A 14,155-nucleotide genomic window follows, 5' to 3' on the forward strand; every position below is an offset into this window, starting at 1 on the left:
GGCTCCGTTGTCACGGGCGTGTCGAATCACGCAATATGCCGCGCGTTTAGCGACGGACCGAATCGTCAGGGATGCCGAGGCTTCTCATATGGATGTGCTCTTGAGGCAGTTGCGTGGCCTGAAAAGGTTGCTTCGCCGGCGCGGGGCGTCGCCGGAACAGGCCGAGGATCTGGTGCAGGAAGCCGTACTCCGGCTGCACGCATATACCCGCCAGGGTGGCCAGATCCAGAATCAGGAAGCCTTCCTGACCCGTACCGCGATCAATCTGTCCGTCGATCAGCACCGTCATGCCCGGCTCGACAGTTACGAGAGCCAGCCCATCGAGGAGCTGGAGCTGCCCGATCTGGAGCCCGCGCCGGATGAGGTTTTTGCAGCCGAGCAACGTCTGATGAGAATGCGGGAGGCGCTGGATCGCGCCAACCCCAGGACACGGGAAGTCTTCTTCATGCATCGTCTTTACGGGTTCAGTCATGCCGAGATCGCACGCCGCTTGCGCATCAGCGTGAGCGCCGTGGAGAAGCATGTCGCGAGCGCCGTCACGATTCTGGCCATCGAACGGCAACGAGAATGAGCCCTATCGAAGCGCCGACCCTGCAGCCCGTCTCGCCGGAGCGACTCGCCGAAGCCAGTGTCTGGATCGCGAAGTTGCACGGCGACGCGCGTGGCCGCGCGATCGAGGATGGCCTGCGCCGCTGGTTGCAGGCGCATCCGGAGAACGCCCGTGCGTTCGAGCTGGCGACCGAGGTCTGGGACGAAGCGGAGCAACTGCGCAGCGCGATCCCCTTTCGTCCGTTGCGTCATGTCGAGCATCGCCCGCGTTGGGGCGCGCTGGCGACGGCGCTGGCTTGCATGCTGGCGCTGGTGATCGTCGGCATCGTGTGGTTACAAAACGTGGGTGTCGTCGCCACTGCGGTCGGGGAGCAGCGCCAGTTGGTACTCGAAGACGGCACTCGCGTTTTTCTCAATACCGACACGCGCATCGTCGTGAAGTACGACAAGCAGGTGCGCCGGGTCGAGCTGCGTCGAGGCGAAGCGCTGTTCAACGTCGCCAGGCGCCAGGATTGGCCGTTCATCGTGACGGCGGGCGATCGTCAGGTCAAAGCGCTCGGCACGTCGTTTGTGGTGCGCAAGGATGTCGAGCGTCTGGCGGTGACGCTGGTGGAAGGCAGCGTGCTCGTGTCGCCAGTGCAGCCAGTGTTGCCCGAGCAGATTCAGCCGACTATCGACGCACCGGGCGCGATCGAACAAACACCGGCGGCCGCGGTCCCGGAAGCTCGCAACGGTGCCGGCGAGTTCAAACTCGCGGCGGGTCAACGACTCACCTTCGACACCGGCTCGGTCACCAAGCTCGATACGCCTTCCATCGAGAAGGCGACGGCATGGCGCCGCGGTCAGGTGATCCTCGACGACACGCCGCTGCAAGCCGCGGTCATCGAGATGAATCGCTACAACGACGCGAAGTTGATCGTCGCCGATCCGGACACGGCCGCGTTGCCGATCAATGGTTTATTTCAGGCGGGCGACTCCACGCACTTCGCCAACGCGGTGGCGCAGGCGTACGGGCTCGTCGTCATCCAGCGCGGCAATGAAATAGTTCTATCCGGCAAACCCATTCAGTGAGGATTTTCTGAGGCTGCAACGTCGATAACCGGTGTGTCAAAAATCCTGACATCTGTTCAGGAGCTGGGGATTGGGGATTCATTGGTTAGGAGACCACTTTGAGCACCAACAAACGGATGTTTCATCGCGCCCGCTTCGCGCCTCGCGCAGCAGCGCTCACAGGGAGTGTACTGGCCATTCTTGCCGCCGCGGCCGACGCGCAGGCAGTCACTGAATGGGATCTGCCGGAGCAACCGCTGGCGAAGTCGTTGAGAGAGATCGCCGCGCAGACCGAGAGCAACATTCTTTTCGACAAGAAGCTGGTCAATGCGCAGTCGGCGCCGCCGCTGAAGATGAAGGCCACGACCGAGCAAGCATTGAAACAACTGCTGGAAGGCACCGGCCTCACTTATCGTCACCTGGACGACAAGACCGTCACGATTCAGCTGGCGAGTGCCGAGCCGTCGGCAACCACGAGCGGCAGTTATGGCCCGAGCGACGGTCGTATCCGGCTCGCTCAAGCGGATACCGGCGAAACCGCCGCGCCCCGCGAGCGCACGGTCGAAGGCCGGCCGCTGACCGATATCGAAGAAATCATCGTCACGGGTACCAACATCCGCGGCATCGAGAACAACACGGCGCAGGTCACCGTGTTGTCGCGTGAATATATCAATGCCACGGGCTACAGCACCGTGACCAAGCTGCTCGAATCGGTGACGCAGAACTTCGCGTTGGCGAATCAGAGCGGTTTGAACATTCCGGGCGTGGGCGGCTCGCGCGAGCAGGGCGCGGCCATCAATCTGCGCGGCATCGGCGAAGGTACGACCCTGGTGCTGATCAATGGCCGGCGTCTGGCGCCGGGCTTCCGTTCAGCGGCTGTCGATATCTCCGCATTGCCTCTGTCCGCCGTCGAGCGGGTGGAAATCCTGCCGGACGGCGCCTCGGCGCTGTATGGCTCCGATGCAGTCGGCGGCGTCGTCAACTTCATCCTCAGAGACGATTTCGAAGGCGCCGAGACTCGTCTGCGCGCCGGCACGGCCGATGGTATCGACGAATACCGCGGCAGCCAGGCGGTGGGCGGTTCCTGGGATTCCGGCAACGCGCTGATTTCGGCGGAGTATTACAAGCGCGACCTGCTGCTCGCCAGCGATCGCGATTTCGTGCCGAGCACGTCCATCGTCGGTTCGTTGTCGCCGGAGGAGAAAAATTATTCGGCGCTGTTCACCGGCCGCCAGAACCTCGCCGGCTCGCTCAGCGTGTTCGCCGATGCGTTCTATTCCAAACGTGAAAGTTACAACTTCGGCGGGCGTCTGACGCTGGGAGAGAGCACCACCAGCGACAATCCCCAGATGGCCGCGACCCTCGGCGTGGACTGGAGTTTCGGCGGCGACTGGCAGCTCGAAGTCTCCGGCAGCTATGCCGACAACGAGCTGGAACAGACCCAGAACAATCGCACGGCGACCGGTGTCGCCAACAACAACATGTTCGATTCCGAGTTCGAGATCCAGGCCGGCGAGGCCAAGATCGACGGCACCTTGTTCAACCTGCCGGGCGGCCCGGTGCGCGCGGCGCTGGGTGTCGGGTATCGTTCCGAGTCGTATTCGGACCTTTCCAAACGCGTGGTCGGCGGCGCGGTCAACTTCAGCGTCGATTCCGATCAGAACATCAAGAGCGCGTTCGGCGAGTTGTACGTGCCCATCTTCGGCGATACCAATGCGGTCGAGGGCGTGCGGCGCCTCGAATTGTCCCTGGCCGGTCGTTATGACGACTACTCCACCGCCGGTTCATCGGTCGACCCGCAAGTCGGTCTGATGTACGAGCCGGTGGCGGGTTTCCGTCTGCGGGGCCGCTACGGCACTTCGTATAAGGCGCCCAATCTGGCCGACTACAACCTCGCGTCCAACAGCGCGATCGCGGCGTTCGCCAACATTCCCGGCCTGGGGCAGCGCTATCTGCTGCAGGTCACGGGCACCGACGTTTCCGGACTGGAGCCGCAGGAGTCGGAAAGCTCCTCGTTCGGTTTCGATTACGTGCCGGAGTCCGCCAACGGGCTGACGCTGTCCCTCAACTATTACCGGATCCGCTATTCCGGATTGATCGCGACGCCGGCGACCGCGGCGGTGATCCTGTCGAATCCGGCCGTGTACGGCGACTTGATCTTCAACGACCCGAGCAACGATCTGGTCAATCAATTCGTTGCCATCGGCCGGCAGGGCTTGACGGGCTTCCGCGCCTTCCTGACCCCGCCGACGCTGAATCCGAACTTCACGCCCGACCAGGTCGACATCATCGTCGATGGGCGGCGTCGCAACCTGAGCGTCGTCAAGACCAGCGGTCTCGACCTGTCGACGCAGTACGACGCCAAACTGGCGGGCGGCACGCTAACGGTCGGCGTGGGTGGCACGTACATCCTGGAGCGCGATACGCAGGTGACCCGCAGCGCTGGCGAGACCGACACGGTGGATACCATCTTCAATCCGCCCAACTGGCGCGCCCGAGCGATGGTGGGTTGGCAGCGGGCCGGGTTCTCCACCAACCTGTTCGTGAACCACACCGATTCGTACACCGACAACCGGCTCGTCACCGGGTTGCCGCCGAACAGAGAGGTGGACGCATACACGACCATGGATGTGCGAGTGGCGTACGACTTCTCCAAGCGGTTCAAGGAGGGGTTCCTGTCGGGATTCGTCGTGGCACTGAGCGCGCAGAACGCGTTGGATGAAGATCCTCCGAGCACGGCGATCTCGGGCGTTTCCACTTTCGACGTGGGCTACGACCCGGCCAATGCCAGCCCGATTGGACGGTTGATCGCCATCGAGTTCACCAAGGCCTGGTAATTCAGTAAAGACGGGGCGGGGCGGAGGGGCTGTCTTCGGACAGCCCCTCGGTTTTTCTGGAACAGCTCAGCGATGCCGACCATAGCAATGAAACGTTACGTCATCCCGCTGTGTCTGGGGCTCGCTGCGACCTTGCTCACGCGTGCCGCCGTCGCTGCCGAAACGCGCCCGCCTTTGGTCATTCCAAGCGTGGTGGTGAAGACCGAGCCGCGCGCCATCACTGTCGATGACATGACGGCTCTGCGTCGCATCGACTCGCTGAGTCTGTCGCCCGACCGGCGCCGCTATGTGATATCGGTGCGACAAGGCGACCCGCTGGCGAATGAGTATCGGCTCGGCTGGTTCATCGGCGACACATCGGGCGGCGCATTGACTCCGGTCGCGCAGGGCGGTGAGGCGCGACTGGCACAGGAGGGGCCCGGGGGCAGAGTCGGTGGCTCGATCGAACGACAGACCGCACGCTGGTCACCCGACGGGCAATGGATTGCGTATCCATCCGTGCGCCATGGCGAAGTGCAATTGTGGCGCGCGAAAGTCGACGGGAGCTTGCAGGAACAACTCACTCACAACGCTGCCGACGTGCGCGAGTTCGCGTGGAGTGAGGACGGCAGCGTGCTCTACTTCGCAGCCGGCACGCCACGTGCTGAGCTGCGAGCGCTCGAGGAAAAAAAGGAGCGCGGCGGTTATCAATACGACGACGATCTGAACTTCTCAGGCGACTTGCTGCTGCCCCAGCGCGAGCGAGGTTGGGATAAAGATCGATCGGTGTGGGTGGTGACACTCGCGGATCAGCGGGAGCGGTTGGCCAGCGACGCGGAGAATGAAGCGTTCAAGCTCGCCAAGGCGCGCAATGCTGGAGGTGGCGGTGCACGCCTGTCGGTAAAGGCGCCGCAAGACGCGATCTTCACGGTGAATCGCGGCGATGGTGCCGCTGCCTGGCTGGCGCGCGGCGGCGATTATTCCTTTCGAGTCAACGCGACGATTTCGGGAAACGCCGCGAGCCCCGTCGCATGCGTGGCGCAAGAATGCGCCGGGTTCATCGAAAAACTCTGGTGGCGAGGCCAGGAGGTGCTGTTCTTCCGTCGCGAGGGCAGCGGCGGCGGCGAGACCGGAATTTATGCCTGGTCGCCGACTCGCAATGCTGTTTCGACGGTGCTGCATACGGTCGATGATTTTTTCTGGTACTGCGACCAGGCCGCCGCGCAGCTGATCTGCGTCCGGCAGACCAAGGCGCGTCCCGCGCACGTGGTGGCAATAGATATGCGCTCGGGAAAAATTCGTGAGCTGGCGGACGTCAACCCGGAGTTTCGCAATATCCGTCTGGGCAAGGTCGAGCGCTTCGAATGGCAGACGCCGCAGTTTCCCTGGCTCGCGCCGGGCCAGCCGCTGGCGGGGGCTTATCCCGAGCGCACCTTCGGCTACATTCTTTATCCGCCGGATTTCGATCCTGAAAAGAAATATCCGGTGCTGGTCGAGCCGTACAGCGCGGTCGGCTTCGACAACGCGACCAACTACGAGCTGCCGTTGCACGTGTTCGCGGCGAGCGGGATGGTGGTGTTGAATACAACTTTCCCGACTGCGATAAATAGCGGTGCCGCGCGCCGTGGAGCGGATTCGGTCAAGCTGAAATATTCCGCGGAGCTGGATTTCCCGCATCTCACGATGTACATGGAGTCGACTCTGCGAGCCCTCGATGTCGTCGCGGCGCGCGGGTTTGTCGATGAGCGTCGCGTCGGCATCGGCGGGGTCAGTCACGGCTCGTTCGTGCCGCTGTATATGGTGCTCAAGCATGATCGACTGGCGGCGGTGTCGCTCTCCAGTCCCGGCTGGGGCCAGTGGGAGTATTACCAGGCCACGCGCGCCGGGAGGAAAGCGTCGGCGGCGGGCTACAGCGACTGGATGGTCAAGCCCGAAGGCGCCGGGCTGGATTTCTGGAAACGCATCGACCTGGCCGACAATGTCGACACCATCGAAGCGCCCATCCTGATCCAGGCGGCCGCCAATGAGATGTCGGGCCAGATCCGGCTCATGAATCACATGGCCGAGGCCGGCAAGCCCTACGATGCGTATGTGTTCGCCGGCGAGACGCACATCAAATGGCAGCCGGCACACTTGCGCGCCATCGGCATTCGTAACATCGACTGGTTCCGTTTCTGGCTGCAGAGCTACGAAGATCCCGACCCCGCCAAGACCGCGCAGTATCAGCGCTGGCGAAAGCTGCGTGAATTGCAGGAGCTCAAGGCGCCGCGCTCCGCAACGTCGCCGGCCGCGTTGAACTGACCTGTCCGGCCAGATCGTGCCATTGCTGTAACCAGATCTCGGCGGCGAGATAGCTCAGCAGGATAGGCGCGGGGATCGTGAGCGAAGGATCGTCCGCGGCCAGACACTCGTCGAGTTTGCGGCGATCCAGATAACGTTCCTTGATCAACAGTCCCTCCAGCAGGTGCTCGCGCAGGAAGGCACGATTGCGCCGGACCAGATGTTGATAGAACGGACCGCCGGTGCCTTTCACCTGGCGCTTGCGGATTTCCGCCGGCAGCAGATCCGCGAACGCCTGTCTGGCCAGTCCGCGACTCACCCCGCCTGTCAGCATCGTGTAGGACGGAAGTCGCAGCGCGCATTCCCAAACAGGTTGCGAGTTCAACGGGTCGATGTGATCGGCATGCTGTCCGCTGTCGAAGACGAAATCGTAGTAGGCCGACCACGCGACACCTCGCACATGGTTCTGTTTGCCCGGCGGCAGGTTGGCGCGCGCGGCGAGCTCGGCGAGCGGACTGGTAAAATGTTTCCTGGTGAGGCCGCCCGCAAGCTCGGTATCGAGCAGCGTGGGACGATCGAAGACGCTGATCGGCGGGGCGTAGGGTCGACGCAGGATGCCGTGAGAGAATGTTTTGCCGAGCACGGTCCAGAGCGAGTCCCTGCTGAGCACCGATGTGTCCGCGATCTGCTGCCACAGGCCGCGTTTGAAACCGTGCAGATGAGCGTAGTCCATCGCGGGCAGCGGCTGCAGCGTGCCGAGAAACACCGAGTCGCCGGCTTGCCCGGAAAAGAACGCCTGGCTGCCGCGGCTCTTCACCAGCGCGAGCTCCGCATCGGTGGTTTCCAGCTTGGTGAAGTACATGGCCGGGCTGGTCCTGAGCGGCACCTGCCAGAGCCGGCGCAGGTCCATGGACAGATCCCGCTGCGTTTCGATCAGCTCGATATTCCAGCGTTGCGCGACCAGCCGCGCGAAATGCCGCTCATCGCCGTGCCCCACGATCGCGCGAATTTTTTCGGCGAGCCGCGGATCGAGTCCCGGCGCACGAAACCGTTCCTGATCGAAGCCCACGTCGACCGAGAGATTCAGGTACGTCGTCGCGGGCCTGGAAGGAGACTGCGCGAGACAGCCCGCCACGATCGACGAGTCCAGCCCGCCTGAGAGGCGATGTGTGACATGCCGATAGCACGAGGCCCAGGCGTCCACCGTGTTCTGCACGACCGAGCGCAGCGTCTTCGCTGCCGCATCGGGTGCGGCGAAATCCGGATCGCGCGCGATCGCTATCGGATCCCAGATGCGAGAGCGCGAAGCACTGCCTTGCGAAAACGTCAGGCGTTCTCCCGCTGGCAACAGCGCTACGTTTTCGAGACCGGTCTGCGTGGTCGTGAGGCTGGTGTAGAACAGCCAGCGCGCGAGGTAACCTCGATTGATCGGGAAAGCCACCGGCAGCAGGCGCGTGCAGTCTTCGATGTGAGAACAAAAAATCTCGACACCGCCGTGACTGACGCGATAGCACGGCAGCGTGCCGACGGGATCGCGAAACACGTGATATCTGGATTGCGCGACGTCATGAACGATGGCGAGATACGTGCCCCAGTAGCGGTCGACCAGATGCTGGCCGGCGCTGTTGACGATCTTGCGGGTGTCGCTGTCGTTGAAGGACAGCGCCGGGGCGGTCGAGTAGTCGTCGTGGTGCCGATCGAAGAGCCTGCCGAGGACCACGCCCGCTTGATCGCGCAACGGATGGATCTGCGCCGCGACGTGCTGGGTTCTGGGTTGCATCACCAGGACTCCCGGGCCGTGATGCGCCGTCGACCAGTCCCTGGTCGGCAGGGCCGATGTGACATCGAGGGCATCCAGCGTCCGGAGACTGTCCAGGCTCCGGACGTTCCAGAGCAGGGCGATGTAGCGCTGCATGTCGTCTCGCTCCTAAACGACCATGATGGGCGTGTAGCCGGCGGCCTCTTCGACGCCTTCGTTGAAGGCGAACGTTCCCTGTTGTATCCAGCAGTGCGCGACCCAGGGCTCCAGCTTCACGCCGAACACCCAGGTCGGGAAGATGCGATAGCGGGCGAGAAATTCGACCAGCGCCAGCGAATCGAACAGGCACAGATAGTTGAAAGGGAAATAGGTGCGCAGCTTGTAGAAGATGGCGGTCAGCTCACGCGCTCTGGCCACGTCGAGCCGTGCTCCGGGCGAGTGCCGGGCTTTGCGCCGGGCGACCGCCGCGATGGTGTTTTCCAGCCGGCCCCACTTCAAGCGAACGGCCGCCAGGGTGCAGGCGGTGAAGAACCGCCGGAAGTCGGTGAATGTCACGCGAACACCGGAGACGGCACCGGGCTCCAGCAACTGTTCGGTCGCCAACTCCGTCTGTGTGATGGCGAGGCGTCGGCCCGCGCTGGAGTTGGTCGTCAGCAGTCCGCCTTTCAGCAACTCGTCGAGCGGGCTGGCGGAGGTTCGCCGCGCTGTCGAGTCGGCGGCCTGCGTCGACAGCTGCGCTCGTAACGCGGTCGCGGCTTCGCCGTTGATCAGCGTGTAGTCGTCCTGTTTCAAATCGAGGAAAACGAAAGCATCGCCACGGCGACAGAAATGCACGTGCGCGGGCAGCAAGTACTCATCCATGAGAGATCCCCAGGTGTAGCTCCATGAGAAGGCGCATGGCCATGCGACGATGCGCCTTCCCCGCCTGACTCGATCAGTGCAGGCGGTAGGTCTTCTTAGAAGAAGATCTGCGGCAGGCCGTCCGTTTCCGGATCCGTCAGGAACTTGGTGTCACGGGTTTCCTGAGAAACTTTGCCGAGCTTGATCATGTCGTTACTCCTTTGCGTCGATTTGACTCGCCATCAGCCTGATGGCGTCGGCGAGGTTTATGTCGGGGGCGGTGGATCTCAACCTGATTTCGCGGAACGAACTTGATCGTGGCTGTGATGAGCGGCTGCTGCCGTGGCGTGCTTGCCTGCCGTGCGTTACGTGGATCGACGATGACATCGACGTGAATATCCGAATCGTTCTGAGATCTTGGGGCGCAAAACCGCGGTAGCGGCCGCGCGCTGAATTTCCGACGCCGCGTGGCTGACTGCGCGTTGCGGGTTGGCGTCGGCGTCTTTGCGAGAGTCCGCGGTGCAGCAGGTGACAGTGTTTGATTATTGGAGTTTGCGAACGGCGTTCGCGATGCTTCGACACCGCGACGAAGATGATATTTTCCACCGCCAGGATCAGGACGATCGCCATAACGTGACAAAGGAGTGCTTCTGTGTCGGCCAAAACCATCGGGCAGAAGGTCATCGAGCAGTTGCCGCCGGCGCTGGGCGAGTGGCTCGAGCTGGAGCGCTTCCAGTTGCACAAACCAAATATCTTTCAAAACACCGCGCGTGATCCTGCGTTCGATATTCGTTACCTGCCACAAAATTGTCAGCCCTTCCTGCTCCCTTGTTTTTGGGTGCCGAGAAAATATCTCTATGTGCGTGGCGAGCAGGCACCGGCGGCCGGGCAGATTCGTTTCCTTTCGGGTGAGCCGGCTAACGAACGAGTGCTGTTTCCTGTTCATCCCTCGGCCATCGATCACTATCGTGCGTTCTTTCGTGAAGCCTCGGCTCGCGATGCCGTCGCCGCAGGGTTGCGTATCTGGGCCGTGCCGACTTCGAGTACCAGGACGCTGTTGGCGTGGCCCGATGGGGCGGGCGATCGAGCGGTATTCATCAAGACGTCGTTGCACTCGCCGATCTTCGGTGATCGCCGTGTCTCACGGCTGAAGGTGGGGCGTAGCATCGGACTGGCCCGAGTGGTCGGGGATGCCGGTCCGATGCTTCCGGGCGCATTACATTTCTTGCGTGAGGTCGTTGGCTTCTCGCCGCGGGGCCTGCCGGACAGCGGAGCGGTCATTCGCGTGGTTCCGCCGGAGGTGATGAGCGGACGCGTGCGGCTGGCGCCACTGTTCTCATTGCTGGGCGGAGGCGAGGGACGTCAGCCTGTGTTGTTGACGCTGCTCGAGCGTACCGGCATGGAACCGGTGAAGTGGGTGGAGCAGGTGCTATGCGCTACGTTCGCACCGTTGTGGTTGGAGATGTCCCTGGGGCACGGTTTGATTCTCGAGGCGCACGCTCAGGATCTATTGCTCGGTCTGGGAGGCGACGGACTGCCGTCGGGCCAGTTCTACTACCGGGATTTCGAAGGGCTGCAGGTGGATTGGGAATTGCGCCGCGCACGCGGCTGGCCGGCGCCGCACGACATGCCGAATGCCTGGGCCTGGCGCGAGACGTACGGCACCTGGGGTTATCGTTACTGTGATTTCCCCTGGTACAAGTGGCGTATCAGTCTGTACAACTATTTGCATTTCGTGCTGAACGAGATAGAGGTTTCACTGCGTGAGTGGCATGGACGCGGCCTGCTGCGTGGGCCGAAGTGCGAGGAGGGCGAGCTCACGATGCTGTTCTCTCGACACATGTTCGCGGCCATCGAGAGAATGTTCGGGACCCGCATCGACGCGCCCTACAATATCTATCGTTCGCTGAATCGTTTCGTCGCGCTGCTGCTGAAACACAGAGATCCGGGACAACCTGTCGGCAATGTTCCGTCCTGACCGGATCGCCACATTCACCCTGGGTTGGGAGCGAATGCCGCTTGAGGTTTTTGCGCCGCTGCCACGTCTGATTAAGAGGTGAAAAGCAAGGTCCGGCCCAATGCGCTCGGCAGATGCCATTCATTCCAGCTCCGTTTCCATGTCCAGCCTGGCCGGCCGGGTCCTGGCGAGCCTGTCCACGTCCACGCGGGACGAGTTATGTGAGCACGCGGCCGACTGCTCCACGCGATTGCGCTCGACGCTCGAATCGTTGTTCGTGAATCGGCTCGGCGGCCACCACCCAGGGTTCGAGCAGCTGACGTTCCTGTTCTTCGTGGCGCCGCTGGTGCGGCGGCTGGTGATCGGCTCCACCCTTCAGAGCCGCCAGGTGCGGGGCACGGACATAACGTTCGCCGACCTGAAAGCCTGGCTCGAGTGGCTGGACGCGCTGGACCCGGTGTGTGCCCGCATGATCGACCTGCGCTACTTCGCGGGCGTCAGCGTCAAGGAGACGGCTTGGCTGCTGGACCTGCGTCCGAACGCCGTGGTGCGCGAGCTGCGCTTCGCGCGGGCCTGGCTGAACATTAAAACCTGAGTTCCGGCGGCCGCCGGTCTTGTAATCGCCCCTATTGAGGGCCATTGAATCCCGCTCTATATCGTCAGCGCTGTACTTGCCAGTACACGCGGTGGGAGCGAGTTCCTTGCGACGCGGATTCCTGTTCATGTTGGGCCTGCTCGGCCTGCTGCATGTCTATATCGGCGTGCGGCTGTTACCTGCGCTGTCAATTGGGGTGACGGGCGAGGTCATTGGCGCGCTGTTGCTCCTGGCCTCCTGGGTACTGATTCCGATGGGATTGACGGCTCGGTCGCGACAAGCGGACGAGGGCGGCGCCGACACGCTGGTCTGGACCGCGCTCATCGCCATGGGGCTGTTCTCGTCCTTGTTCGTCTGCACGCTGCTTCGAGATGTGGCATTGCTGATCGCGGCGTTGTTCACGCCTGTCGTGGCGACGACTCGGTTTCAAGAGACCTCCGCGTGGATCGTCGTTGGCGCGGCGGTATTTGCGACGCTGCTCGGTTTCATCAACGCCCGGCGTGTCGCGCGAGTCGTGCATGTCGATGTGCCCATCGCGAATCTGCCGCCGGCGCTGCATGGTTTCTCGATCGCGCAGATCAGTGACGTCCATGTCGGCCCGACGATTCGTCGCAACTACGTCGAAGGAATCGTCGCGGCCGTGAACCGGCTCGACGCGGACGCAATTGCAATCACCGGCGATCTGGTGGATGGCAGCGTGCGAGAGTTGGCGTCGCACGTGGAGCCGCTGTCGCAGCTGCGCGCGAAGTACGGAACGTTCTTCGTCACCGGCAATCACGAGTACTACTCAGGCGAGCGTGCTTGGACGAAGGAGCTGCGGCGTCTCGGGGTGCGCGTGCTCATGAACGAACATGTCGTCGTCGATCATGGCGACGCGAAGCTGGTGATCGCGGGCGTGACGGATTTCGGCGCGCATCACTTCGATCCCGTCAATCGCAGCGACCCCGCCGCGGCGCTCGCCGATGCGCCAGCGGATGCGGGCGCGAAGATTCTGCTCGCTCATCAACCGCGCTCGGCGCCCGAAGCCGCCGCGGCTGGTTTCGATTTGCAACTCTCCGGACATACGCACGGCGGACAGTTCTGGCCGTGGAATTTCTTCGTGCGCTTCCAACAGCCCTTCACCGCGGGGCTGGATCGACTCGGATCGTTATGGATCTACACCAGCCGGGGCACGGGCTATTGGGGACCGCCGAAACGTTTCGGCGCGCCATCGGAAATCACGCGCATCCGATTGGTCGTTGCTCACTAGGCCCGATCCCTCGTCATTGGGTCGACTGCCGAATGACCAGCTTCGCCGGAATGGTGTGACTCTGCACCGGCTCGTCCTGAATCAGCGCGAGCAGACTTTCGACCAGCAATGTCGCGGCGGCCTTCGTGTCCTGTTGCACGGTCGTGAGGCTGGGATTGGTGAAGCTGGCGATGGGAATATCGTCAAAGCCCGCCACCGCCACGTCCTGTGGCACTCGGATCTTCCGATCGATCAGTGCGCGCATCGCGCCGATCGCAATCAAGTCGCTCGCGCAGAACAACGCGTCGAATGCAACGCCGCGTTCGATGAGCGCAGTGGCTGCGTCGTAACCGGAGCGCTCGGTCGTGAATGCGTCGATCTGCAGCTCCGGTCGGACCGGCAGGCCCGCGTCATGCAACGAGTCGGAGTAACCTTTGTATCTGTCCAGGAACTCGGGATAGTGATCGGACGCGTGCCCGACGAACGCGATGTTCCTGCGTCCTTGTTCGAGCAGATGCCGGGTCATGTCGCGGCCGCCCTGGAAATTGTCGCAGCCGATGGTGACGCCGGGCTGACCTGGCAGCACGGTGCCCCAGCGAACGAAATGCGTGCCTTGTTCGAGCAGCAGCTCCAGGCGCGACACGTACTCCAGATAATCGCCGTAGCCGAGCAGGATCAGGCCGTCGGCTTTCTTGCTGTCCTCGTACTCGACGTGCCAGTTGCTCGACAGCTGTTGGAACGAGATCAGCAGGTCGTAGCCCTGCACGGCGCAGGCGCGGGTCAGCGAGCCGAGCATGGACAGGAAGAAGGGATTGATCAGCGAGTCGTCGAGCGTCGGGTCTTCGAAGAACAGCAGCGCCAGCGTGCCGGACTGCTGATTGCGCAGATTGGAGGCGTTCTTGTCGACCTTGTAGTTGAGCTCGTGGGCGATCTGCAGGATGCGCTGTCGCGTCTGCTCATTGACCGTCGGGCTGCCGCGCAGGGCGCGCGACACGGTCGGCTGCGAGACGCCGGCCCGATAGGCAATGTCGAAGGACGTGGCTTTACCTTTGCCGCGCATCAGGCCCCCGTGCCTGCTGAA

General features: G+C 62.8%; 10 protein-coding genes. 7 read left to right on the forward strand and 3 right to left on the reverse strand.

What is annotated here, in order from left to right; genetic code table 11:
• Positions 1-88: 88 nt before the first annotated feature.
• The 4 genes from EKO19_RS13410 to EKO19_RS13425 all read left to right on the forward strand — a co-directional run bounded on the left by EKO19_RS13410 (position 89) and on the right by EKO19_RS13425 (position 6,716).
• Positions 89-571 carry an RNA polymerase sigma factor gene (locus tag EKO19_RS13410; protein ID WP_129776895.1) on the forward strand — a complete coding sequence of 161 codons (483 nt, stop codon included), beginning with the start codon at positions 89-91 and terminating at the stop codon, positions 569-571.
• The gene (locus EKO19_RS13415) at positions 568-1,620 is read left to right on the forward strand and encodes a FecR family protein (protein ID WP_129776896.1); all 1,053 of its coding nucleotides are present in this window, start codon (positions 568-570) and stop codon (positions 1,618-1,620) included. The genes EKO19_RS13410 and EKO19_RS13415 overlap by 4 nt, the downstream gene beginning before the upstream one ends.
• A gap of 98 nt (positions 1,621-1,718) precedes the next feature.
• Positions 1,719-4,436 carry a TonB-dependent receptor gene (locus EKO19_RS13420; protein WP_129776897.1) on the forward strand — a complete coding sequence of 906 codons (2,718 nt, stop codon included), beginning with the start codon at positions 1,719-1,721 and terminating at the stop codon, positions 4,434-4,436.
• A gap of 87 nt (positions 4,437-4,523) precedes the next feature.
• Positions 4,524-6,716 (forward strand): Atxe2 family lasso peptide isopeptidase, encoded by a 2,193-nt coding sequence (locus EKO19_RS13425; RefSeq protein WP_157995246.1) that lies wholly within the window; start codon positions 4,524-4,526, stop codon positions 6,714-6,716.
• On the opposite strand, the gene EKO19_RS13430 is transcribed toward EKO19_RS13425, so the two are convergent.
• On the reverse strand, positions 6,673-8,610 hold the full coding sequence (locus EKO19_RS13430) for an asparagine synthase-related protein (RefSeq protein WP_129776899.1): 1,938 nt from the start codon (positions 8,608-8,610) through the stop codon (positions 6,673-6,675). The genes EKO19_RS13425 and EKO19_RS13430 overlap by 44 nt on opposite strands.
• 12 nt (positions 8,611-8,622) lie before the next feature.
• Positions 8,623-9,315 (reverse strand): lasso peptide biosynthesis B2 protein, encoded by a 693-nt coding sequence (locus EKO19_RS13435; protein ID WP_129776900.1) that lies wholly within the window; start codon positions 9,313-9,315, stop codon positions 8,623-8,625.
• Positions 9,316-9,946: 631 nt separating this feature from the next.
• Here EKO19_RS13435 and EKO19_RS13440 point away from each other — a divergent pair.
• The 3 genes from EKO19_RS13440 to EKO19_RS13450 all read left to right on the forward strand — a co-directional run bounded on the left by EKO19_RS13440 (position 9,947) and on the right by EKO19_RS13450 (position 13,095).
• Positions 9,947-11,272 carry an IucA/IucC family C-terminal-domain containing protein gene (locus tag EKO19_RS13440; RefSeq protein WP_129776901.1) on the forward strand — a complete coding sequence of 442 codons (1,326 nt, stop codon included), beginning with the start codon at positions 9,947-9,949 and terminating at the stop codon, positions 11,270-11,272.
• Positions 11,273-11,372: 100 nt separating this feature from the next.
• Positions 11,373-11,846 (forward strand): ECF-type sigma factor, encoded by a 474-nt coding sequence (locus EKO19_RS13445; protein WP_129776902.1) that lies wholly within the window; start codon positions 11,373-11,375, stop codon positions 11,844-11,846.
• Positions 11,847-11,973: 127 nt separating this feature from the next.
• Entirely contained in the window at positions 11,974-13,095 is a 1,122-nt protein-coding gene (locus tag EKO19_RS13450; protein WP_129776903.1) for a metallophosphoesterase, read from the forward strand.
• 13 nt (positions 13,096-13,108) lie between these two features.
• Here EKO19_RS13450 and EKO19_RS13455 read toward each other — a convergent pair whose 3' ends face one another.
• Positions 13,109-14,134: a LacI family DNA-binding transcriptional regulator gene (locus EKO19_RS13455; RefSeq protein ID WP_129777402.1), complete on the reverse strand. Its 1,026-nt coding sequence runs from the start codon at positions 14,132-14,134 to the stop codon at positions 13,109-13,111.
• Positions 14,135-14,155: the final 21 nt, after the last annotated feature.

The sequence above is a fragment of the Peristeroidobacter soli genome (assembly GCF_004138485.1).
In the GTDB taxonomy this organism is placed as follows: domain Bacteria; phylum Pseudomonadota; class Gammaproteobacteria; order Steroidobacterales; family Steroidobacteraceae; genus Steroidobacter; species Steroidobacter soli.

What these genes read in the sequence shown, in the direction of transcription:
- EKO19_RS13410 (WP_129776895.1), top strand. Translation starts at nt 89, where the DNA reads ATGGATGTGCTCTTGAGGCAGTTGCGTGGCCTGAAAAGGTTGCTTCGC.
- EKO19_RS13415 (WP_129776896.1), top strand. Translation starts at nt 568, where the DNA reads ATGAGCCCTATCGAAGCGCCGACCCTGCAGCCCGTCTCGCCGGAGCGA.
- EKO19_RS13425 (WP_157995246.1), top strand. Translation starts at nt 4,524, where the DNA reads ATGAAACGTTACGTCATCCCGCTGTGTCTGGGGCTCGCTGCGACCTTG.
- EKO19_RS13430 (WP_129776899.1), bottom strand. Translation starts at nt 8,610, where the DNA reads ATGCAGCGCTACATCGCCCTGCTCTGGAACGTCCGGAGCCTGGACAGT.
- EKO19_RS13435 (WP_129776900.1), bottom strand. Translation starts at nt 9,315, where the DNA reads ATGGATGAGTACTTGCTGCCCGCGCACGTGCATTTCTGTCGCCGTGGC.
- EKO19_RS13445 (WP_129776902.1), top strand. Translation starts at nt 11,373, where the DNA reads ATGCGCTCGGCAGATGCCATTCATTCCAGCTCCGTTTCCATGTCCAGC.
- EKO19_RS13450 (WP_129776903.1), top strand. Translation starts at nt 11,974, where the DNA reads ATGTTGGGCCTGCTCGGCCTGCTGCATGTCTATATCGGCGTGCGGCTG.
- EKO19_RS13455 (WP_129777402.1), bottom strand. Translation starts at nt 14,134, where the DNA reads ATGCGCGGCAAAGGTAAAGCCACGTCCTTCGACATTGCCTATCGGGCC.